Consider the following 21,468-nt stretch of genomic DNA (forward strand, 5'->3'; position numbering starts at 1 on the left):
GCTACGGCAGAAGACTGACTCAATTAGAGAGCAAGGGAAAGAAGCACAGTAGGTCAGTCCTCGAGAATCTGACGCAGGCGCTCTTTCTCAGCGTCGCTGAGGCTATCTTTGGCCTCGGCCCCTGCAGCCTGCGACCGCTTTCGCAAAAAGCTCCACCCCATCGCTGCTGCAATCAGCAGCATAATCGGTCCAGCCAGCCACAACATCAGATTCGACCCGGTTACGGTCGGCTTTAGCAGAACGTATTCACCGTACCGATCCACGATGAATGCAATCGCTTGCTCGTCGGTATCACCCGCGACCAACCGTTCCCGCAGCAGCAGGCGCAAATCACGGGCCAGTTCAGCGTTGCTTTCGTCGATGCTTTCGTTTCGGCAAACCAAACAGCGCAGACCGGTGCTCAGGTCACGGGCGCGCTGTTCCAGAACCGGGTCGTCCAACACCTCATCTGGTTGCACCGCGAATAGTGGCGATGCGATCAGGGCGAAAATCAGGACCAGACGTTTCATTCGGCGGGTACTCCACCCGAGGGGGCCTTGCGCGCGCCAGCCGCGACGCGGAACCTGCGATCCGAAAGACTGATGAAGCCACCCAACGCCATCAGGATGCACCCGCCCCAAATCCAGTTCGCCAATGGTTTGATATAGGTACGCATGACCCAGCCGCCATCGGCCTGCTGATCGCCGATCACGACGTACAGATCACCCAGGAAACGATAGTCAATCGCTGCCTCGGTGGTGGGCATCCGTGCGACGGGGTAGTTTCGTTTTTCCGGATGCAGCGTACCCATGGCGCGGCCATTCTTCTCAACCCGCACATCTGCGGTGGTCGAGAAATAGTTGGGTCCCTCCACCTCGCGCACATCTTCCAGTGTCAGGGTGAATTGGCCGACCTTGAACGGCTCGCCGGGTTGCGCGACGCGGATGTCTTCGACTTCCCAAGCTGTCAGACCGGCAATGGCGAAAATGGTGACACCAAGACCGGTATGCGCAACAGCCTTGCCCCAGTCTGCCCCGGGCAGTCGGAACAGGCGTTTGAGGCTACCGTTGCGGCCCGTACGGCTCCACAAATCGACAGCGGCCCCAAAGGTGATCCATGCTCCGAGGAACAGACCAACGGGTCCAAGCGCACTGCGCCCGGTCTGCATGGCCCATACCAGCACAGCCAGTGCGACAGACAGGATGAAGACGTAGCGCAAAGAATACGCGGTCTTGCCCAGTTTGCCTCGCTTCCATGGCAACATGGACCCGACCGGCAGAGCAAGCCCCAAAGCCACCATAAACGGAGTGAACGCGGCGTTGAAAAACGGTGCCCCAACCGAGAGCTTTCGATCAAACGCCATCTCGGCCACCATCGGCCACATGGTGCCGAAGAACACGACAAAGCAGCTGACCGCCAGCAGGATGTTGTTCAGCACAAGTGCGCTTTCACGGCTGACCATGCTGAACACGCCCTTCGCCTCCATCGCTTGCGCGCGGGTGGCAAACAGGGTTAGCGCACCGCCGATGAAGACCACCAGGATCATCAGGATAAAGACGCCGCGTTCAGGGTCCGTTGCAAAGGCGTGCACGGATGTCAGCAGGCCCGAGCGCACGATGAACGTGCCGATCAGCGAGAATCCAAAGGCAATGATCGCCAGCAGGATTGTCCAGCTTTTTAGCGCTTCGCGCTTCTCGACCACGATGGCCGAATGCAGCAGCGCGGCGGCCAGCAACCAGGGCATGAACGAGGCATTCTCGACCGGATCCCAGAACCAGAAACCACCCCAGCCCAGTTCGTAATAAGCCCACCAGGACCCCAGCGCGATGCCGATGGTCAGAAACACCCAAGCGGCCAGAGTCCATGGGCGCACCCAACGTCCCCACGCCGCATCCACACGCCCTTCGATCAGGGCTGCGACTGCAAAGCTGAACGCCATGCTGAGCCCCACGTATCCCAGATACAAGAATGGCGGGTGGAAGGCCAAGCCGGGGTCTTGCAACAATGGGTTCAGATCACGTCCATCAAACGGGGCAACAATCAGGCGATCAAACGGGTTCGAGGTGAACAGGATGAACGCAAAGAACGCCACCGCGATCATCGACTGAACCGACAGAACGCGCGCTTTCAGCGTCGGCGGCAAACCGCCCCCAAAGAACGCGGCCATCGCACCGAAAAGGCTGACAATGAGAACCCACAGCAGCATCGAGCCCTCGTGGTTTCCCCATGTCCCGCTGACTTTGTACAGCATCGGTTTAGCCGAATGGCTGTTTTCAACGACGATGCGCAATGAGAAGTCCGAAGTCACGAAGGCATAGACCAGCGCACCGAACGAAAATGCGACAAGCAGGAACTGCAGAATTGCCGCCGGTTCAGCAAAACTCATCCAACCGGCCCATCGTTTTGACGCACCGATCAGGGGCACGATCGATTGCACGATGGCGACAAGAAACGCGAGGATCAGAGCGAAGTGGCCGAGTTCTGTAATCATGCCCCCGGATATAATCCGGTTGCGGGGCAAGCACCAATCACTTTCGACCTCGCGCCCCGAACATAGTGTCGCGGGTCAGACCACGCGATTTCGCCTCCATTGTTCAAGCGCAGGGTTTGAGTCAGGCCGCTTTGCATGCTGGGCTAACTCAGTGTCGGAACCGGGATTGGCCGACCCGATCAAATCGCGCCGCAACCCTTCCAGGGTTTTCAAATTCTCAACGACCTGAGGCGTCCGCAGCATCGTCGCCGAGATCTCGCGCTGTAGATCCTGCACTTTGGCCTGATGACGCGCGCCGAAGTAGAAGGAGACAATCACACCCAACAGCCACCACAACGGCTCGGGCACCAATGCGATCCCTTGCATACGGGCAGAAAACCACACGGGATCAACCATCGCTGCGACAAACAAACCAAGTGTTCCCAGCGCCATTGCAGGCCGTGGCAACCTGTTCAAACCGTCCACAAAGCGATTGAATCTGCTTTTCTGGCCCAGCTGGAACTCTGCCCCAAACTGTTCGACCGCCTGCTGCCGAGTCGCAAGAGCCCGTTGGGCTTGGTACTCGGCATTTTCCCGAAAAACTTCAGCCGTTTCCCGGACGATGTTCCGTTCGTTTCCAAATAAAAATGCCAATACCCCCGAGATCAATCCCACCCCGAAACCCTCCGTTGAAACTCTGCGTCCGATAAATGGTAAGTGGGCGACAGGAACTCTTCCGCACGCTTGATCCAGCCACCTTTTCCCCCGACCCGGCTGCGGGCGTATTTCCGCGAGGATGGCCGGCGATCGGCAAGGCGAAAGTAGTAGTTCCGCCGCGCAATCCCGTATGCATCGGCAAAGGTTACAGGATCGCGATCCGCTGCACGTCGGCAGGCCCGGGCAGTCTGCGGGCCTACAACTCCGTCAACCGCAATCTGGAACCCCATGTCACGCAGCAGGCGCTGAAGGATGCGCACCGCCTGAGTGCCGGCATTGACGTACATATCGAAAACCGAAGGCTGCACGACCTCGGGCAACAGCCCCAACCGGGGTTTCTCGAAATAATGCCGCACGAAAATATCGACGGCCTGAGCTTTGCTCAGTCGCCGTACGTCCAGCCGATCAATCACCCCATCGCCGGAAAGGTCCAACCCCAAGCGTCGCATCGTGTGTTCGGTAACGCCGTATTTCGTTGCACCGCCCGGGTCATCCGGATCATCCACATAACCGCCTTCGCGACCTACAATCTCATCCGCGATTTGCCGTACCGTTTGCATGACGCCCCCTCAGCCTGATGTGTGGGGAAACCGTCCCTTGATCCCGTTAATATCCGCAAACGTATAAGGGCGTTGCCCGGCAAACCCGCGCAACGCCCCAGTTACTGACTTTCAAGCTGCAAAGCCGCCTTTAGCTCTGCTCATCTCCTTTGTAGACGCCCTGCTCTTTCAGAGCATCCATGACCTCTTTCGGCATATAAGTCTCGTCGTGTTTGGCCAAGATTTCAGTCGCTTCAAAGACACCGTTCACGTATGAACCTGTGCCAACCATACCCTGGTTTTCCGAGAACAGATCCGGCAGCACCCCGGTAAATGCCACAGGGACGCTTTCGCCGCCATCGGTAACCACGAAGCGCACCGTCTCACCCTGACCGCGAACGATCGAGCCCTCTTCGACCAATCCGCCAATACGGAAAACCTCGGATGGCGCAGGCGGTTCTGCAATTACCTGGCTGGGAGAGCGGAAGAAGTTGATGCCGTCCCGCATCGCATACCCAATCAGCGCCGTCGACAGTGCCAAAGCGACAGCTGCCAGCATAATAATCTGAACTCGACGACGTTTCTTGAGCGTTTTCATATCGTCCTCATGGGAATAGTGGGGCCATCATGAGACCCCGGGTTTCATCCTCACCTAACATCAGGTTGGCGTTCTGCAAGGCTTGCCCACTGCTACCTTTTGTCAGGTTATCCAGCGCCCCAATCACGATGGCGCGGCGTTCAATCCGGTCGCCCACGACACCGATATGGCAGAAGTTCGACCCCCGCACGTGGTGGGTCGACGGTGCCTCGCCAAAGGGAAGCATCTGGATAAAGGGTTCGTTTTCATAGGCTTTGGCCAGCGCCTCGTACACGCTGCTCGGGTCACCTTTGACATAGGTGGTTGCCAGAATACCGCGGTTGGCCGGGATCAGATGCGGCGTGAATTGAACGTGGACGGTACGCCCGGCCAAAGCCGAGAACTCCTGATCGAACTCACCCAGATGCCGATGGGTTCCGCCAATCGCATAGGCATTGTAGCCTTCGCTCAGCTCAGCATGCAGAAGGTTTTCTTTCAGTGACCGCCCTGCCCCTGAGACCGCGCATTTCAGGTCAAGCACGATGTCGTCCAAATCGATGACGCCAGCCGAGATCAGTGGCCGCAGAACGTACTGCCCTGTCGCCGCATTGCAGCCCGTGCCCGCAACCAGTCGAGCATTCCGAATGTCTTCCCGATAGAATTCGGTCAGGCCGTACACGGCCTCTTCCTGCTGCTCCAGCGCGGCATGGGGGTTCCCGTACCACTTTTCGTATTCATCCGGGTCGCGCAGCCGGAAATCGGCTGACAGATCGATGATCTTGAGGGACTTGGGCAGATCGCGGATGACTTCTTGGCTGGTCTTGTGCGGTAGGGCACAGAAACACAAATCGATCTGCGAAAAATCGATCTCGGAGATTTTGCACAGATCAGGCAGGTCCATATGCCGAAGATGCGGAAAAACCTGCGCCATCGATTGGCCCGCTTTGCGCTCGGCCGACAGCGCGACAATGTCCATGTTCGGGTGTTCGGCGATCAGCCGCACCAGTTCGGCGCCGGTGTACCCGGATGCGCCCAGAATTGCGATTTTGTGGGTCATGTCAGACCTCTTGCTTCAGTGTGTCACAGAGTACGACCGCCGATGTGACGGTCGATGAATTACGGGATCGGTTTGGCGTCGTCCTTGACCTAAGTCAGGCGGCCTCGAAGGTGATTTGTCGTCGGAGGAACTGCGTTGCCCGGTCGCTAACAAAATCAGGTTTGCCGGTGGTTAGAAAACCGCCCGTTCCTTCACCTTGCATATTGGGGTGCCGCTGCAGGTAATCCGCAAGACTTTCTGCCACCAGATCACCCTGGCTGAACACCTGAACATCGGGGCCAAGCGCCTTCTGAAACGTCTCGGCCATCAGCGGGTAATGCGTGCAGCCCAAAATTGCCGCTTGTGGTTCCGGCATCTTACGCTTCAGGGCGTCCACATGAGATCGCACAAGCGCTTCGGCCAGAATCATATCACCGTCTTCGATCGCGTCTACAACACCACCGCAGGCCTGCGCCTCGACGTCCACCCCGATGGCGCGGAATGCCAGTTCACGCTGAAAAGCGCGGCTGGACACGGTCGCTGGAGTGGCAAACAAAGCGACGTGTTTGACGGCAACCTCACGCGGCGGGCTGTTGTCGCCCCATTCCCGCTCGGTCAGAGCTTCGATCAGGGGAACAAAGACGCCCAGCACCCGTTTGCCCTCGGGCACGCCTTCTTCCTGCATCCTACGGAGCGCAGCAGCACTGGCCGTGTTGCAAGCCAGAATCACCAGATCGCAACCCCGGTGCCACAGGTCGCGGACAGCACTGCGTGTCAGATCATAAATGTTCGCGGCATCCCGCACGCCGTACGGCGCGTGCGCACTGTCCGCAAAATACAAAAAATCAACGTCCGGCAGGCGTTTCTGCGCGGCGTTCAGGACAGTCAGACCGCCCAGACCAGAATCAAATATACCTACTGCCATTTGCCCCTTCAGGCGCGATGCCGTTCCTCAAATTCGTAGCCGTAGTCATAAGACTTCAACGGCTTCGGGGACAGCTCATACGTGGCTTTGCGCAAGAAATCCATCATCTTGCGCGTATCCTTGGACAACGGGTCCAGAACATCGCGGCCAATGGGCTTGCCAATCACCACATCGACCGGTGTATCAACGCGTTTTTTGAATTCCTTGATCAGTAGGCCCATACGCAGCGTGTTGTGCAAATGGCTGGCGATCTGAAACAAACGCGAGGTGTGGCCGTCAAAGAAAACCGGCACCACAGTCGCGTTCGACTTGGCCACCATCCGTGCCGTAAACCCGCGCCACCCCGGATCCATTGGGTGCGAAAACGGCTTAACACCTGTGCTGACCGTGCCGCCCGGGAAAATCCCGATTGCCCCGCCTTCGCCCAGATAGTTCAGTGCGGTTTTTCGAGTTTCCAGGTTCAGTTTCATCGCCTCTTTCGTCTCATCAAACGAAATCGGCAGGATGATGCGGTTGATATCTTCGGCCTTGCGAAACACGCGATGCGCCAAAATGCGAAAGTCGCCTCGGGCTTCGGACAGCATATGGCCCATTATCAACCCGTCCAGAATGCCATACGGGTGGTTGGCGATCAGGATCACAGGACCTGTCTTTGGAATGTTCGACAGCGCCCCATCCAAAACGTTCAGCGAAAGGCCATAACGTTCCACCATGACCGACCAGAAGTCGCGACCATTCGCGACCTCTTGCTCATACCCGTCCGCGCGCTTTATCAAACGCAGTCGGCCGGTGGTGTTCTCCATCAGCCGAATGACCATGCGCCCGCCCTTGGTTTCGGCGGAATAGGCATAAGAGATGTCACGAGCGACGTGGCGGGGCGAAGGCATTGAGTACTCCGGTTGTTGGCATCTGCTAGATAATAGCAAGTGACAATTTTGCCTAGCTTTCGTGACAGCCTTGTGACGGGTTATTCCGCCGCAGCGCGCAATTCCGGTCCTCCGTTCCGAATGGTTGCCAGCAGTTCTTCGCGTCTTTTTGCGGCCTTAGCCTCATTCTCGCGAAGCACGGGTCCAAAGCCGCGTATGTCCAGAGGCAATCGGGCCAAAGCGACGACTGCGTCACGTGTTTGCGCTGTAACCAAGGTCGCTATCTCTTTGATGTCGCGCTCATATTGCTTGATCAAAGCACGTTCCATCCGTCGCTCGGAGCTGTACCCAAAAATGTCAAACGGCGTACCGCGCAGGACTTTCATTCGCGAAAGCAGTTTGAGCGGGCCTAACATCCACTCACCGAACGCGCGCTTGCGGGGACGCCCGTCACCGTCCTTGCCGCCTAGAATCGGTGGCGCGAGGTGCAGGGTCATTTTGAAGTCCCCGTCGAACTCGGCCTTGGCCTGTTCGCGGCTGCGCTGCAACAGGCGCGCGACTTCGTATTCATCCTTGTAAGACAGCAGCTTATGATACCCTCTTGCGACGGCTTCTTTGACGGCCTCGTCCTCGAACCCGTCAACCAGCTTGCGATATCTCTTGGCCAGGCGCGCGCTCTGATACTCAGTAAGGTGGTTCGCCCGGAATTCGATAACCTGTTCCAGTGTTTTGGGCAGTTCGGTCAGTTTCGGGCTGAGGATTGCGCTCACCTCTTTCGGGTGCAGCACTGCCCATCGACCAATGTCAAACGCGCGTTTGTTGCGTTCGACAGCGGTTCCGTTCAGCTCAATCGCTTGAAGCACTGCTTCGTGGCTGATCGGCAGCAGTCCGCGTTGCCAGGCCGCGCCAAAGACCATCATGTTGGAATAGATCGAGTCCCCCATCACTGCGCGGGCCAGATCGGTAGCATCGAACAGCGACAGATCGTCTTTCAGCCGCGCCTGCAATGCCAGCTCAAGCCGATCACCGGGGATCTGGAAATTGGTGTCACGGGTAAAGTCACCCGTGACCGTTTCGTGGCTGTTCACGACGGCACCGGTTTGACCCGTGCGCGTCAGTCCAAGGGTCTTTGCCCCGGCCGAGACAACAAGATCACCCCCGATCAGCGCATGGGCCTCGCCCGTTGCAACACGAATGGCACTGATGTCTTCCGGTTTGTTGGCCAAACGACAGTGAATGTGGACCGCGCCGCCCTTTTGGGCCAGCCCCGCCATCTCCATCATCCCGGCACCCTTGCCGTCGATTTGAGCAGCTTGCGCCAGCACTGCACCCAGGGTGACCACTCCGGTCCCTCCGATGCCGGTGATGACCACGTTATGCGTGCCGTTGATCACCGGCAGTTGCGGCATCGGCAGGTCGGGCAGATCAATTTCGGTTGTAGCCTCTTTGCGGATTTTGGCCCCTTCCAACGTTACGAAAGACGGGCAAAACCCTTTCAGACAAGAGAAATCCTTGTTGCAGCTGGACTGGTCGATGGCGCGTTTACGCCCCAGTTCGGTCTCTTTGGGAACGATCGAGACACAGTTCGACTGCACGCCACAATCGCCGCAGCCTTCGCAGATGTCCGAGTTGATAAAGACCCGCTTATCCGGGTCCGGGAATGTACCCCGTTTTCTGCGGCGGCGTTTCTCGGCTGCGCAGGTTTGCACGTAAACGATGACCGAGACGCCTTCGATCTCGCGGAACTTTTTCTGAACGTTCATCAAGTCTGCGCGCTCAAAGGTCTCTACGCTGGACGGAAGCGCCTTGAAGTTCACATCTTCTTTTTCGTCGTAAACCAGAGCGACATGGCGCACGCCCATGGCTTTGACCTCAGCCACAATCCGCTCGGCTGTCAGATCGCCTTCGTTATCCTGACCGCCGGTCATGGCAACCGCGTCGTTGAACAGGACTTTAAAGGTGATGTTGGTCCCGGCCGACAACGCCGCACGGATCGCTTGCACACCTGAATGGTTGTAGGTCCCGTCACCCAGATTCTGGAATACGTGATCGGTGGTCGAGAACGGGGCCTCACCGATCCAATTCGCACCCTCTCCGCCCATCTGGGTGAAACCGGTGGTTTCCCGGTCCATCCACTGGACCATGTAGTGACAGCCAATCCCTGCATAAGCCCGGCTACCTTCGGGCAATTTGGTCGAACTATTATGGGGACAACCCGAACAGAAATACGGCAGACGCGTTGCGATTTCTTCAGCATTGTCCGCACGGCGCGCCTCGGACAGTTTGGCCATCCCGGCGCGAACACCGTCGGTGTCACGGCCTTCTTCGATGAGGATATCACCGAGTTTTTCGGCAATCATGATCGGGTCCAGGGCACCGCGTGTCGGGAACAACTCCTCGCGGTGCAGCGTCCCTGCTCCGCCCTTGTACCAACCGTAAACGCGGCGGCCACGGCGGTCGTCAAAGATGGCTTCCTTGACCTGCACCTCGATCAGTTTTCGCTTTTCTTCAACGATAACAATCAGGTCCAAGCCTTCGGCCCAATCATGGAACCCTGCCATGTCCAGCGGGAAGGTCTGGCCGATCTTGTATGTGGTGATTCCTAACCGCTCGGCCTCTGCCTCGTCGATATTCAGCAAGGACATGGCGTGGGTCAGATCCAGCCAGTTCTTACCCGCCGCTACAAACCCGATCTTCGCGCCCGGCTTACCCCAGACGCGCTTGTCCATCTTGTTGGCGCGCGAGAACGTTTCGGCCGCGAAGCGTTTATAGTCAATGACCCGCGCTTCCTGCAGATGGGGCGTGTCGCCCAGACGAATGTTCAAACCGCCTTCGGGCATGTCGAACTCGGGCACCACAACGCTCATGCGATCCGGGCTGCCATCGACGACCGAGGTGACCTCGATCGTGTCTTTCATCGTCTTCAGGCCGACCCAAACCCCCGCGAACCGGCTGAGCGCGAACCCGTAGATCCCGTAATCCAGGATTTCCTGCACACCCGCCGGGCTGACGACGGGCATATACATGTCGACCAGCGACCACTCGGACTGATGCAAAACGGTCGAGCTTTCGCCGGTATGGTCGTCGCCCATCGCCATCAGGACGCCGCCATGCTTGGCAGTACCGGCCATATTGGCATGGCGCATCACGTCGCCGGACCGGTCTACACCCGGGCCTTTGCCGTACCACAGGCCAAATACTCCGTCGAACTTACCATCACCCCGCAGACCTGCTTGCTGGCTGCCCCACAGCGCCGTGGCCGCGAGGTCTTCGTTCAATCCGAACTGAAAGGTGACATCACTTTCGGCAAGTTGCTTCTGAGCCCGCATCATCTGCTGATCGACGGCACCCAGCGGCGACCCTCGGTAGCCGGTAACCAAACCTGCCGTGTTCAGGCCCGCATCGCGGTCGCGCGCCTTTTGCATCAGCATCAACCGCACCAGCGCTTGTGTGCCGTTCAATAGGACCGGATTCTTCTCAAGGTCGAAACGGTCATTCAGTGATATTTGTGGCTGACTCATCAGACGCCTCCCCTCGTCAGATCAGTGTGCTTCATTCCTTTGCAGTTTAGGTCAAAAATGCTGACCTGTATAGCGTCTGCTGCACAGTTATTGTAACCTTTCAACTGTTTGAATGTAGAACTTGTTACCTATTTCATATAGGGCTTCGGAAGGATAACGAAAGTTGCGGCGATGGATTGGGACAAGCTAAGGATATTTCACGCGGTTGCTGATGCTGGTAGCCTGACTCATGCAGGAGACAAGCTGAATCTGTCTCAATCGGCAGTCAGCCGCCAAATCAGAGCGCTTGAAGAGTCGCTTGATTCGACCCTGTTTCACCGCCATGCCCGGGGACTGATCCTGACCGAACAAGGTGAGCTGTTGTTTGATGCAACTTCCGCCATGTCGAAACGTCTGGACGCCGCGGCCGCCCGCATTCGCGACAGTGAAGAAGAAGTATTCGGTGTACTGCGGGTCACAACAACCTTTGGCTTTGGAACACTCTGGCTGGCCCCGCGCCTGCCGAAGCTTTACGAGCAATACCCCGATCTCAACATCGACCTGATGCTGGAAGAGCGTGTGCTGGATCTTCCCATGCGCGAGGCTGACGTCGCGATCCGCATGAAAGAACCCAGCCAGGCCGATCTTGTCCGCAAGCGCCTGATGACTGTGCAGATGCAGTTATATGCAACACAAGAATATCTGGAAGAGCATGGCAGCCCTGCCACGCCCGAAGAGATTTCGAAACACCGGCTGATTTGCCAGACGCCCTCGGCGCCTCAGGTTGGTGCCAGCGCGATGATGGTTCGGCATCTGATGACGTACAACCCGACCTCTTTGCTGACGGTGAATAACTACTTCGGCGTTTTGCAAGGGGTGCTGCACAACCTCGGGATCGGTGTGTTGCCGGACTACGTGACGCAGGACTTCCCGCATCTCGTAGCGGTCCTGTCGGACATCGAAACCGCCGATGTTCCTGTCTATCTGGCCTACCCTGAGGAACTGCGCCATTCCAAGCGCGTCGCGGCCTTCCGCGACTTTGTTCAGGACGAGATTGTTGCGCAGCGCAAGCACCTGAAACAAATGGGAAAACTATAGCTATGCGCAAATAGCATAGCGGACATGTTCAGCGATCAGTCTTAAAACCCTTGATCGTTCACAGACTGCTCCCTAAATCAGCACTCGAAGGCGGTGATGCTGAAACGCTCATCATCTTCATACCTCCCTGTTGGACTTCGGCCGAGCTTAGTGCTCGGCCTTTTTTTTGGTCTTCGCTCTGATTTCGCGCGCCATGGGGCGAAACATCTGGGAAAATCCGGCACTTAGTCCTATGATCACGCAAAAATCATCAAGACTTAAGGTCGAGGACAGATTCGATGTTTCACCTCACTCGCCTATTAATGGCGTTGTTTTCCGTTGCTTTGTTATCGGGGCCAGTGCTTGCGCAACACAGCACCACCACCAACACACCTGCCCCAGTTACGATCCCCGAAGATCTGACGCCCGAGCAGGTGGATGATCTGGTCGCCCGCATGTCCGACGATCAGGTTCGCGCGATCCTGCTAGAAAGACTGGATGCTGTTGCAGCCAAACAAGCCGAGGCAGCACCCGCCCGGCGCGGCGTCATTCAGGCGACCACTGAAACCGTCAACAGCATGGTCGCGTCCTGGCTGGATGTGATCCGAAAAGTCCCTGTGTTGATTACCGCTCAGGTGGAAGCGTTCTCTAATTTTGGGAATACCTTCGGCGCTAATGGCCTGATGACGCTGTTCGGCTTTACTTTTCTTGCCCTGGCCATCGGGTACGCGGCCGAGAATCTGGTCGGCCTTTGGACCCGCCGCTGGGTCCATGTGATCGATGGAGACGCTTCTTCGGATTTGCGCGGTGCCGTGACCTTTCTGTTCAAGCGGTTCGTCTTCGAATTTTTGGGGTTGCTGGTATTTTATTACACACTGGTTTTCGTCGGTCGGCGGTTGCTGGACGAACAACAGATTGCTCAAGCAGCGCCGTTCGTCTTCTTCCTGATCTGGTTTCCCCGTTTGGGCGCAGCGATTTCGCGGTTTATCCTCGCGCCCAAGCAACATCGCCTGAGACTGGTGAATATTGACGACCATTGGGCAAAATACCTGCATCGGAACCTGATCGGGCTTTTCCTGCTGATCGGCTTCACCATGTTCATTCTGGACTTCAACGCTCTGAACGGCGTACCGCCCGGTGAATCTCGCCTTGGTTTCTGGCTGAATACGGCGATCCACATCTATGTCGGCTTGATTGCGTGGCGGGCCCGTGAAGGCTTGACTGATATGATGCGCGGGTCGGACCCCGACCGCACCAAGTTCGACGAAGAGGTTGCCCGTCTCTATCCCTACTTTGCCATCGGTGTGTCAGCAGGTACGTGGCTGCTGGTCGAGTATCTGGCCGCACAGCGCAACCCGGCAATTTTTGCTCTGCTCGCGCATGGGGCACATTTCATCACCATGTTCTGGCTGCTGATCGCGCCTGCCCTGGATACCCTGATCCGGGGTCTGGTGCGGCACCTGCAGCCTCCGATGCTGGGCGATGGTCCCGTGGCGGAGCGTGCCTATAAGTCGACCAAACGCAGCTACATTCGTATCGGCCGCGTTCTTGCTGGCATCTTTGTCATTCTCATGATTGCCGATGCCTGGGATCTGGATCTTCAGGAAATCGCGGGCGGACGTTCGGATTCCGGCAGTGAAGTGATCCAGTTCTTCATCATTATCGCGATTGGCTACATCCTCAACGAAATCGTTTCGCTCTGGATCAACCGCCGTCTGGCAAAAGAACAGACGGCAGCCGAACAGAGCCCAGACGAAGAAGCCGGTGAAGGCGGTGGGTCGGGTGGCTCGCGTCTGGCGACGGTCCTGCCTTTGCTGCGCGTAACCGCTCAGGTGGCGATTGCGGTCATCTTCGCCCTGCTCGCCCTTGGTGCTTTGGGTCTCGACATCACGCCGCTTCTGGCTGGTGCTGGTATCCTGGGCCTGGCCATCGGTTTTGGTGCGCAGAAGCTGGTATCGGATATCGTGGGTGGAATCTTCTTTCTGATCGACGACGCCTTCCGTGTCGGTGAATACGTGGATGTGGGCGGCACCACCGGTACGGTCGAGAAAATCTCGATCCGCTCGATGCAACTGCGTCACCATCGCGGACCGGTACACACCATCCCATACGGCGAGATTCAGAAGCTGACCAACTACAGCCGTGACTGGGTCATCATGAAGCTGAAGTTCACCGTTCCGTTCGACACTGATCCGAACAAGGTCAAAAAGATCTTCAAGAAGATCGGTGCTGAGATGATGGAGGATGAGACCCACAAAGATGGCTTCCTGCAGCCCTTCAAGTCTCAGGGCGTGTTCGACTTTGACGATGTCGGCATGATCATCCGCGGCAAGTTCATGGCCAAACCGGGCAAACAGTTCACCCTGCGCAAGGAGATCTTCAACCGGGTCAAGGCAGCGTTCAAGGAAAACGGCATCGACTTTGCCCGCCGCGAGGTACGCGTTGCGATCCCCGGACTGGAAGATGCCGAAAACCTGACCGAAGATCAAAAAGCAGCAATTGGTGCCGCGGCAGGCGACGCCGTCGCGCAGCAAGCCCAACAACAAGAAGAACAGAAGTAACTTTCGGAACGAGCGGCCTTTTTGGGTCGCTCGTTTTCCTTTGGTTTTTTGGTATGCGACTGGGTCGGCGCTGCTTGGTCGTTCCGGTTAGCATCGGGCCACCTCCCCCGAAAATCTTCCCTATATCAACTGACTTATTTGCCCCGCTTGGCAGTTCTGACCTGCCTGCGCCCTCTTGACCCTTCCCACTGGCGCGCCCTTGCCGTAAAAGGCCCGCAATCTCGGCCACCCTTGGACAAGGACAGACGATGCAAGAGCCCGCCATCACCCCGGATCTGATTGCTGCACACGGGCTCAAGCCCGAAGAATACGACATGATCCTCGAGATCATTGGGCGCGAGCCGACATTCACCGAACTTGGCATCTTTTCCGCCATGTGGAATGAGCACTGTTCCTACAAGTCCTCCAAGAAATGGCTGCGCACACTGCCCACCTCGGGCCCTCAGGTGATCTGCGGCCCCGGTGAAAACGCAGGCGTTGTCGATATTGGTGATGGTCAGGCCGTTGTCTTCAAGATGGAAAGCCACAACCACCCTTCGTATATTGAGCCCTATCAGGGTGCAGCGACCGGTGTCGGTGGCATTCTGCGCGACGTCTTCACCATGGGCGCGCGGCCGATTGCCTCGATGAACGCTCTGTCATTTGGTGAGCCGGGTCACCACAAAACCCGCCAACTGGTCAACGGCGTGGTCGAAGGCATCGGCGGCTACGGCAACTGTTTCGGCGTGCCTTGTGTCGGTGGCGAGGTCCGCTTTCACCCGGCTTACAACGGCAACTGCCTGGTAAACGCGTTCGCCGCGGGTCTGGCCGACAGCGACAAGATCTTCTACTCGGCCGCGTCTGGGGTCGGCATGCCGGTCGTCTATCTGGGTGCCAAAACCGGTCGTGATGGCGTCGGCGGCGCGACCATGGCTTCGGCCGAATTCGACGACACGATTGAGGAAAAACGTCCTACAGTGCAGGTCGGCGACCCCTTTACCGAAAAGCGCCTGATGGAGGCGACGCTGGAGCTGATGCAGACCGGCGCGGTGATCTCGATTCAGGACATGGGCGCGGCTGGCCTGACCTGTTCCGCAGTTGAGATGGGCGACAAGGGCGGTCTGGGCGTGCGTCTTGACCTGGAAAACGTCCCCCAGCGTGAAGAGAACATGACCGCCTACGAGATGATGCTGTCGGAATCTCAGGAGCGCATGCTCATGGTCCTCAAACCCGAGCTTGAGGCCGAAGCCCGCGCCGTGTTCGAGAAATGGGACCTAGATTTCGCTATCGTCGGTGAAACGATTGCAGAAGACCGCTTCCTGATCGTCCACAATGGAGAGGTCAAAGCTGATCTGGTTCTGTCGAAACTATCCTCGACTGCGCCGGAATATGACCGCCCGTGGGTTGCGACGCCCGAGGCCGAAGAGCTGGCCGAGGTCCCGCAGATCGACCCAATCGACGGATTGCGTGCCCTGCTCGCCTCGCCCAACTACGCGGGCAAGCAGTGGGTCTATGAACAGTATGACACCATGGTCATGGCGGATACCGCCCGTACACCGGGTCTGGGTGCTGGCATGGTCCGCGTGCACGGCACCGACAAGGCGCTGGCCTTTACCAGCGACGTGACCCCGCGCTACGTCCGTGCCAACCCGATTGAGGGCGGTAAGCAGGCTGTGGCCGAGGCTTATCGCAACCTGACCTCTGTTGGGGCTAAACCGCTGGCCACCACCGACAACCTGAACTTCGGCAACCCCGAAAAGCCCGAGATCATGGGTCAATTCGTTGGCGCGATCAAAGGCATTGGCGAGGCCGTCGCCGCGCTGGACATGCCCATCGTGTCGGGCAACGTCTCGCTTTACAATGAAACCGACGGTCAGGCGATCCTGCCGACCCCGACGATCGGCGCAGTGGGCCTGCTGGCCCACACCGACGAGATCATCGGCAACGAAGTCCGCGAGGGCCATGTTGCGCTGGTCATCGGCGAAACCAATGGTCATCTGGGGCAATCCGCCCTGCTGGCCGAGGTGTTCAACCGCGAAGACGGCGACGCGCCTCATGTCGATCTGGACGCGGAAAAGCGCAATGGCGACTTCATCCGTGCCAACCGTGAGATGATCAAGGCCTGCACCGATCTCGGTGACGGCGGCTTGGCTCTGGCAGCGTTCGAACTGGCCGAAGCGGCAGGCGTGGGCGTGCACCTGGATGAAGCCTCGACCGAGTTCCTGTTCGGCGAGGATCAGGCCCGCTATTTGGTCGCCTGCAACTTTGACCAGGCCGAAGCTCTGATGATCGCAGCTGGTCAGGCGGGCGTTCCATTGGTCTCGGTCGGCAAATTCACCGGAGACATGGTTCGGATCGGAAGCTCGGAAGCCTCGCTTGAGGATCTGGCCGCCACGTTCCGCTCCAGCTTTGCCGAAGCTGTCGCATAAATCCGCACCGGACTAAGAACCCGAAACCTGCGCCCCGCCCGGCGCAGGTTTTGTCGTTTTTTGCCCCCCATCACACCCTTGCACGCCCCGTCCGCGCGCTCTACATCTTGGGAAAGACCTTCAGGAGAAATCTACATGCCGATGAGCGCCCACGAAATTGAAGCCCTGCTGCGTGAATCCTTTCCAGACGCGGAAATTCAGGTCGGCGGCAGCGATGGCGTACACATGTCCGCCATGGTCGTGGACGAAAGCTTTCGCGGCAAAAACCGGGTCCAACAGCAACGCGCCGTCTATGCAGCCTTGAAGGGCAAGATGGACGGCCCGGACGGTGACCTGCACGCGCTCGCCCTGACCACCAAAGTGCCGGAGTGACATGGAGCATGCGATTGTAATCTCAATTGCGGTTTCGGTCTTTGTTTTACTGATCGCCCTCATTGCGCGGAACAATTCAAAGACTGAACGCAAAACAAGACGAGGATCGCAACCCGGGCATGGAAAGCACCTTCTGCATTCCTCCTACAATTCACATGACGGTGCAATTAGCTCGGCGCAGACCCAAAGTCCGAAGAACCCAAAAGAATACGCCAAAGCGATGATGCCGAAGAGCAAAGGAAACGCGAAATGACTGACGTGAAGACCCAGATCGACGAAACCGTCAAAGCCAACGATGTGGTGCTTTATATGAAAGGCACGAAAGAGATGCCGCAATGTGGGTTCTCGTCCCGCGTGGCAGGCGTGCTGAACTACATGGGCGTGGAATATGCCGATGTGAACGTTCTGGCCGACGAAGAAGTCCGTCAGGGCATCAAGGACTATTCCGACTGGCCGACCGTCCCGCAGCTGTACGTCAAAGGTGAGTTCGTGGGCGGCTGCGATATCATCACCGAGATGACCCTGTCGGGCGAGCTGGACACGTTGTTTGATGAAAACGGTGTCGGCTACAACAAAGAAGCAGCCGACAAGATCCGCGAGGCAAACGCCTGATCAGCGGCTGGAGCAATTCTCCAGAACAACCTGCTCACTGGCGGCCCCACCGGTCGCCAGAAAGCTGACTGTCGCATCCCAGCCTTTCGAGCGTAGGATGTAAGAGCCGTTTGAACCCTGGGATTCATAGCGAATACCTGATCCGCTGGGCACCTGCTGCAGAGCGACCAATTGGTTGTCCACCATCATAGCAGCCGCGCTGGACCCATCAGGTGCGTTGAAATACGCAACTTGCAGCGGTACGCCATTTTCACAGGTGAACGTGACCGGCAGGATATCCATATCCGCCCACGTAAAACCACCTTGCAGACCGAAAAGCCCTGCAATCGCAACCGTTTTCAACGCGTTCATTTTGTCGATTTCTCCTCGATCACCGTGGCCAGTGCTTCGGCCCGAGCGGCCAATTCGGCCAGTGTATCCGTGACAGAGGGCGGCACAACGGCCACCTCGACCCGCTCGGGTTCGGGCGCAGGTTGGTTGCGCAAGCCCTGCACCTCAGCCTCGAGCGCAGACAGTTTGGCCTCTGCCGCCTTGAGCTTGTCATCTGTCGCTGCGGTTTTGTCGGCCAGCATCAGTCCAGCCATCAGCAGCATCCGCGCCTCGGGCATCCGACCAATCTGATCCGACAAAACCTGCGCCTCATCGTCCAGCATTTTGGCGGCAGTTTGCAGGAACTGTTCCTCGCCATCCTGGCACGAGACATCAAAGCCGCGCCCACCGATATGAATGGTCAATTCGGGCATTACTCTACCTCTCCCTCAGCCAGTTTTGCCTGCGACAGCAAGGGTTCCAGCCGGGCCAGAACGGCTTGGGCCTCGGCGGCGTCTGTGGCCTGAGCGGCCTTGGTCGCCTCAAGCTCGGCCACAGTGGCGCGGTTCAGAAGCTCGGCATCCGGCAGGCCGCCTTCGCTGGCGGCGCGCAATTCATCCACGGACTCGCGCAACTGTTCATTGGCCTTGCGCATACGCTGCAGGTCATCATCCAGACGCGACATCGCCGCGCCGTGGCTGGTGCGCTCTGCACGAAGCATTTCAAGCTCGGCGTTCAGTTCGGCCACGCGTTCGCTGTCGGCCAGTTCCGAGCGCAGGCGTTTGTTTTCCTCTTCGAGGGCCTGTGCCTTGCTCACGGTCGCTTTGAGTTCTTCGTTCTCAGATTTAAGAACGGCCAGTTCATCCTGATTTTCCAAGGCGGCCTTGGCCTCGGCCAGTTCCGCCCTGGCGGCCTCGACAGCAGCCAGCTTGGCCGTCGCCTCGGTCAACTGCTGGCGCAACGCACCATTCTCGGGATCTTCGGTTGGCGCAGATTTCAGCGCCTCCATGTCGGCGCGCATGGCGTCGACTTCGCTCTCATGCCGTTCCTTTAGGGATTTCAGCCGCTCTTCCAATTGCGCATTGGCTACGCGTTCGTCTTCAAGAGCCGTGCGCAACTCAGAATCCTGGTCGCCACTTGCAACCGGCGCGGCGCTCAGTGCGTCCATACCGGCTCCGATCCTGTCCATTGCGGCAATGATACGGCGCTGTAAGTCTTCGATCTGGCTCATGCCCCTGCCACCTCTTTACCAAGGTTCACTTTTTCGACGGCCCATCCGAATCAATACGAGCCGAGTATTGGCCTAGTCTAACCGAACGGAACGGAAAATACCCACTGTTTGCTTTCAACCACTTGGACAGCATTCTTGAAGCACCAACCGACTGCAACCCCCGGTTCTGCTTGCACTTTGGGGGGTGGATGGTATTGAGCGCTCCATCTGCCTGTAATCCAAAGGAACAACGCCCGTGGACCTGACTGCGCTGCGCAATGCCAATCCTGAACACTGGAACAAGGCTGCGGCCATCCGCACCCTGACCCTTGATGCCGTCGCCGCCGCCAATTCCGGCCATTCCGGCATGCCCATGGGCATGGCCGATGTCGCGACCGTGCTGTTTGAAAAGCACCTGAAATTCGACGCATCGGCCCCGAACTGGCCGGACCGCGACCGGTTCATCCTGTCGGCTGGTCACGGCTCGATGCTGATCTATTCTCTGCTGTATCTTACAGGCCATGCGGATGTGACGCTGGAAGAAATCAAGAACTTCCGCCAGTTGGGCGCGAAGACCGCCGGTCACCCGGAAAACTTCCTGGTCGATGGGATCGAAACCACAACCGGGCCGCTGGGTCAGGGTATCTCGAACGCTGTCGGCTTTGCCATGGCCGAGGAAATCCAGCGCGCGCACTACGGCAAGAAGGTCGTTGACCACTACACCTATGTCATCGCAGGCGACGGCTGCCTTATGGAAGGCGTCAGCCAAGAGGCGATCACACTGGCCGGTCGTCATGAGCTGAGCAAGCTGATCGTCTTCTGGGACAACAACAACATCACCATCGATGGCACTGTCGATATTGCAGACCGCACCGATCAGGTGCGCCGTTTCGCGGCTTCGGGCTGGCACGTGATTGAAGTCGATGGCCACGATCCGCAGGCGATCGATGCAGCCATCGTCCAGGCGAAAAAGTCGAACAAACCGACCATGATCGCGTGCGAAAGCCATATCGCTCTGGGTCACGCGGCACAGGATACCTCGAAAGGCCACGGCGCGCTGACGGATCAGGAGCAGCTGAAAGCTGCCAAGGACGGCTATGGCTGGCCACACGACGCGTTTGAAATCCCTGCAGATGTGAAATCTGCCTGGGAAGCCATTGGTGCCCGTGGTGCCGCAGAGCGTGCGGAATGGGAAGAGCGTTTTGCTCAGTTGTCCGAGCGCAAACAGGCCGAGTTCAACCGCGCCTACGCGTTTGAAGCACCCAAGAAGCTGGCAGGTGCCATCCGCGCGTTCAAAAAGCAGATGTCGGAAGATCAGCCAAAACTGGCCACCCGCGCCTCGTCCGAGAAGGTTCTGAACGTCGTGAACCCGATCATGACCGAGACTGTTGGCGGCTCGGCCGACCTGACCGGCTCGAACAACACCAAATCGGCCGATATGGGCGTGTTCCTGCCGGAAAACCGCAAGGGTCGCTACATCCACTATGGAATCCGCGAACACGGCATGGCCGCTGCGATGAACGGCATGGCGCTGCATGGTGGCATCCGCCCCTATGGCGGCACGTTCATGGCCTTCACCGACTATGCCCGCCCGTCCATGCGTTTGGCGGCCCTGATGAAAATCCCATCGGTCTTCGTGATGACCCACGATTCGATCGGTCTGGGCGAAGACGGTCCGACCCACCAGCCGGTCGAGCATCTGGCGATCAGCCGTGCGACCCCGAACACCTATGTGTTCCGCCCCGCTGACACGGTTGAGACCGCCGAGGCATGGGAACTGGCACTGACCTTCAAGGAAAGCCCTTCTGTCCTGTCGCTGACCCGTCAGGGCGTGCCGACCGTTCGGACGCAGCACAAAACCAAGAACCTTGTTGCTCAGGGTGCTTATGTTCTGGCCGAAGCCGAAGGCAAGCGTCAGGCCATCCTGATCGCCACTGGTTCCGAAGTCTCGCTGGCGATGGAAGCCAAGGCGATGCTCGAGGCCGAAGGCATCGGCACTCGCGTCGTCTCGATGCCCTGCATGGAGCTATTCGCCGAGCAGGACGAGGCCTACCGCAAACGCGTTCTGCCCGCCGGTGCTGTTCGCGTCGGCATCGAAGCCGCTGTTCGCGCCGGTGGCTGGGACCGCTGGCTTTTGGGTGAGCGTGGTCGTGAGGCCAAAGCAGGCTTTATCGGCATGGACAGCTTTGGTGCATCTGCCCCGGCTGGTGAGCTGTATAAGCATTTCGGCATCACAGCCGAGGCAACCGTTGCCAAGGTTAAGGAACTGCTGGGTTAATCCCGCATTTCCATCCGCAGAAACAAGAAAAA

The 21,468-nt window shown here is 58.2% G+C and carries 18 protein-coding genes; 6 read left to right on the top strand and 12 right to left on the bottom strand.

All coding sequences use genetic code 11. From position 1 onward, the window contains the following. Positions 1-53 precede the first annotated feature (53 nt). The 9 genes from GOV53_RS01840 to GOV53_RS01880 form a co-directional block, all read right to left on the bottom strand. Positions 54-509, bottom strand: a complete 456-nt coding sequence (locus tag GOV53_RS01840; protein ID WP_170463834.1) for a cytochrome c-type biogenesis protein — start codon at positions 507-509, stop codon at positions 54-56. Further along, complete coding sequence (locus tag GOV53_RS01845; protein WP_170463836.1) at positions 506-2,470, bottom strand: heme lyase CcmF/NrfE family subunit; 1,965 nt, start codon at positions 2,468-2,470, stop codon at positions 506-508. The genes GOV53_RS01840 and GOV53_RS01845 overlap by 4 nt, the downstream gene beginning before the upstream one ends. A gap of 75 nt (positions 2,471-2,545) precedes the next feature. After that, positions 2,546-3,124 carry a holin family protein gene (locus GOV53_RS01850; protein ID WP_170463838.1) on the bottom strand — a complete coding sequence of 193 codons (579 nt, stop codon included), beginning with the start codon at positions 3,122-3,124 and terminating at the stop codon, positions 2,546-2,548. After that, positions 3,115-3,726, bottom strand: coding sequence for a holin-associated N-acetylmuramidase (locus tag GOV53_RS01855; RefSeq protein WP_170463840.1), 612 nt, complete (start codon positions 3,724-3,726; stop codon positions 3,115-3,117). Before GOV53_RS01855 ends, GOV53_RS01850 begins: the two co-directional genes overlap by 10 nt. Positions 3,727-3,856: 130 nt before the next feature. Next, positions 3,857-4,303, bottom strand: coding sequence for a cytochrome c maturation protein CcmE (ccmE, locus tag GOV53_RS01860; protein ID WP_170463842.1), 447 nt, complete (start codon positions 4,301-4,303; stop codon positions 3,857-3,859). 7 nt (positions 4,304-4,310) lie between these two features. Next, positions 4,311-5,339, bottom strand: coding sequence for an N-acetyl-gamma-glutamyl-phosphate reductase (gene argC, locus GOV53_RS01865; protein WP_170463844.1), 1,029 nt, complete (start codon positions 5,337-5,339; stop codon positions 4,311-4,313). Between the two features lie 94 nt (positions 5,340-5,433). Continuing rightward, complete coding sequence (locus GOV53_RS01870) at positions 5,434-6,243, bottom strand: glutamate racemase (protein ID WP_170463846.1); 810 nt, start codon at positions 6,241-6,243, stop codon at positions 5,434-5,436. Between the two features lie 8 nt (positions 6,244-6,251). After that, complete coding sequence (locus tag GOV53_RS01875; protein ID WP_170463848.1) at positions 6,252-7,130, bottom strand: lysophospholipid acyltransferase family protein; 879 nt, start codon at positions 7,128-7,130, stop codon at positions 6,252-6,254. A gap of 80 nt (positions 7,131-7,210) precedes the next feature. Next, positions 7,211-10,630 carry an indolepyruvate ferredoxin oxidoreductase family protein gene (locus GOV53_RS01880; protein ID WP_170463850.1) on the bottom strand — a complete coding sequence of 1,140 codons (3,420 nt, stop codon included), beginning with the start codon at positions 10,628-10,630 and terminating at the stop codon, positions 7,211-7,213. A 171-nt stretch (positions 10,631-10,801) separates the two neighbouring features. On the opposite strand from GOV53_RS01880, the gene GOV53_RS01885 reads away from it, so the two are divergent. The 5 genes from GOV53_RS01885 to grxD all read left to right on the top strand — a co-directional run bounded on the left by GOV53_RS01885 (position 10,802) and on the right by grxD (position 17,639). Continuing rightward, the gene (locus tag GOV53_RS01885; protein WP_170463853.1) at positions 10,802-11,707 is read left to right on the top strand and encodes a LysR family transcriptional regulator; all 906 of its coding nucleotides are present in this window, start codon (positions 10,802-10,804) and stop codon (positions 11,705-11,707) included. A 278-nt stretch (positions 11,708-11,985) separates the two neighbouring features. After that, positions 11,986-14,247, top strand: coding sequence for a mechanosensitive ion channel family protein (locus GOV53_RS01890; RefSeq protein WP_170463854.1), 2,262 nt, complete (start codon positions 11,986-11,988; stop codon positions 14,245-14,247). Positions 14,248-14,495: 248 nt separating this feature from the next. Next, positions 14,496-16,655: a phosphoribosylformylglycinamidine synthase subunit PurL gene (gene purL, locus GOV53_RS01895; protein WP_170463856.1), complete on the top strand. Its 2,160-nt coding sequence runs from the start codon at positions 14,496-14,498 to the stop codon at positions 16,653-16,655. Positions 16,656-16,790: 135 nt separating this feature from the next. Next, positions 16,791-17,027 carry a BolA/IbaG family iron-sulfur metabolism protein gene (locus tag GOV53_RS01900; RefSeq protein ID WP_170425166.1) on the top strand — a complete coding sequence of 79 codons (237 nt, stop codon included), beginning with the start codon at positions 16,791-16,793 and terminating at the stop codon, positions 17,025-17,027. Between the two features lie 249 nt (positions 17,028-17,276). Further along, complete coding sequence (gene grxD, locus GOV53_RS01905; protein WP_170463859.1) at positions 17,277-17,639, top strand: Grx4 family monothiol glutaredoxin; 363 nt, start codon at positions 17,277-17,279, stop codon at positions 17,637-17,639. On the opposite strand, the gene GOV53_RS01910 is transcribed toward grxD, so the two are convergent. From GOV53_RS01910 to GOV53_RS01920, 3 genes are read right to left on the bottom strand one after another with little or no spacing between them, the layout of a single operon-like run. Next, positions 17,640-17,990 (bottom strand): MliC family protein, encoded by a 351-nt coding sequence (locus GOV53_RS01910; RefSeq protein WP_170463861.1) that lies wholly within the window; start codon positions 17,988-17,990, stop codon positions 17,640-17,642. Then, positions 17,987-18,382, bottom strand: coding sequence for a cell division protein ZapA (locus tag GOV53_RS01915; RefSeq protein ID WP_170463863.1), 396 nt, complete (start codon positions 18,380-18,382; stop codon positions 17,987-17,989). The genes GOV53_RS01910 and GOV53_RS01915 overlap by 4 nt, the downstream gene beginning before the upstream one ends. Next, positions 18,382-19,179, bottom strand: a complete 798-nt coding sequence (locus GOV53_RS01920) for a hypothetical protein (RefSeq protein WP_170463865.1) — start codon at positions 19,177-19,179, stop codon at positions 18,382-18,384. The genes GOV53_RS01915 and GOV53_RS01920 overlap by 1 nt, the downstream gene beginning before the upstream one ends. Positions 19,180-19,414: 235 nt before the next feature. Between GOV53_RS01920 and tkt the strand changes: the two genes are divergently transcribed. Continuing rightward, entirely contained in the window at positions 19,415-21,436 is a 2,022-nt protein-coding gene (gene tkt, locus GOV53_RS01925) for a transketolase (protein ID WP_170463867.1), read from the top strand. Positions 21,437-21,468 lie beyond the last annotated feature (32 nt).

The sequence above is a fragment of the Ruegeria arenilitoris genome, from assembly GCF_013035315.1.
GTDB classification, from domain to species: domain Bacteria; phylum Pseudomonadota; class Alphaproteobacteria; order Rhodobacterales; family Rhodobacteraceae; genus Ruegeria; species Ruegeria arenilitoris_D.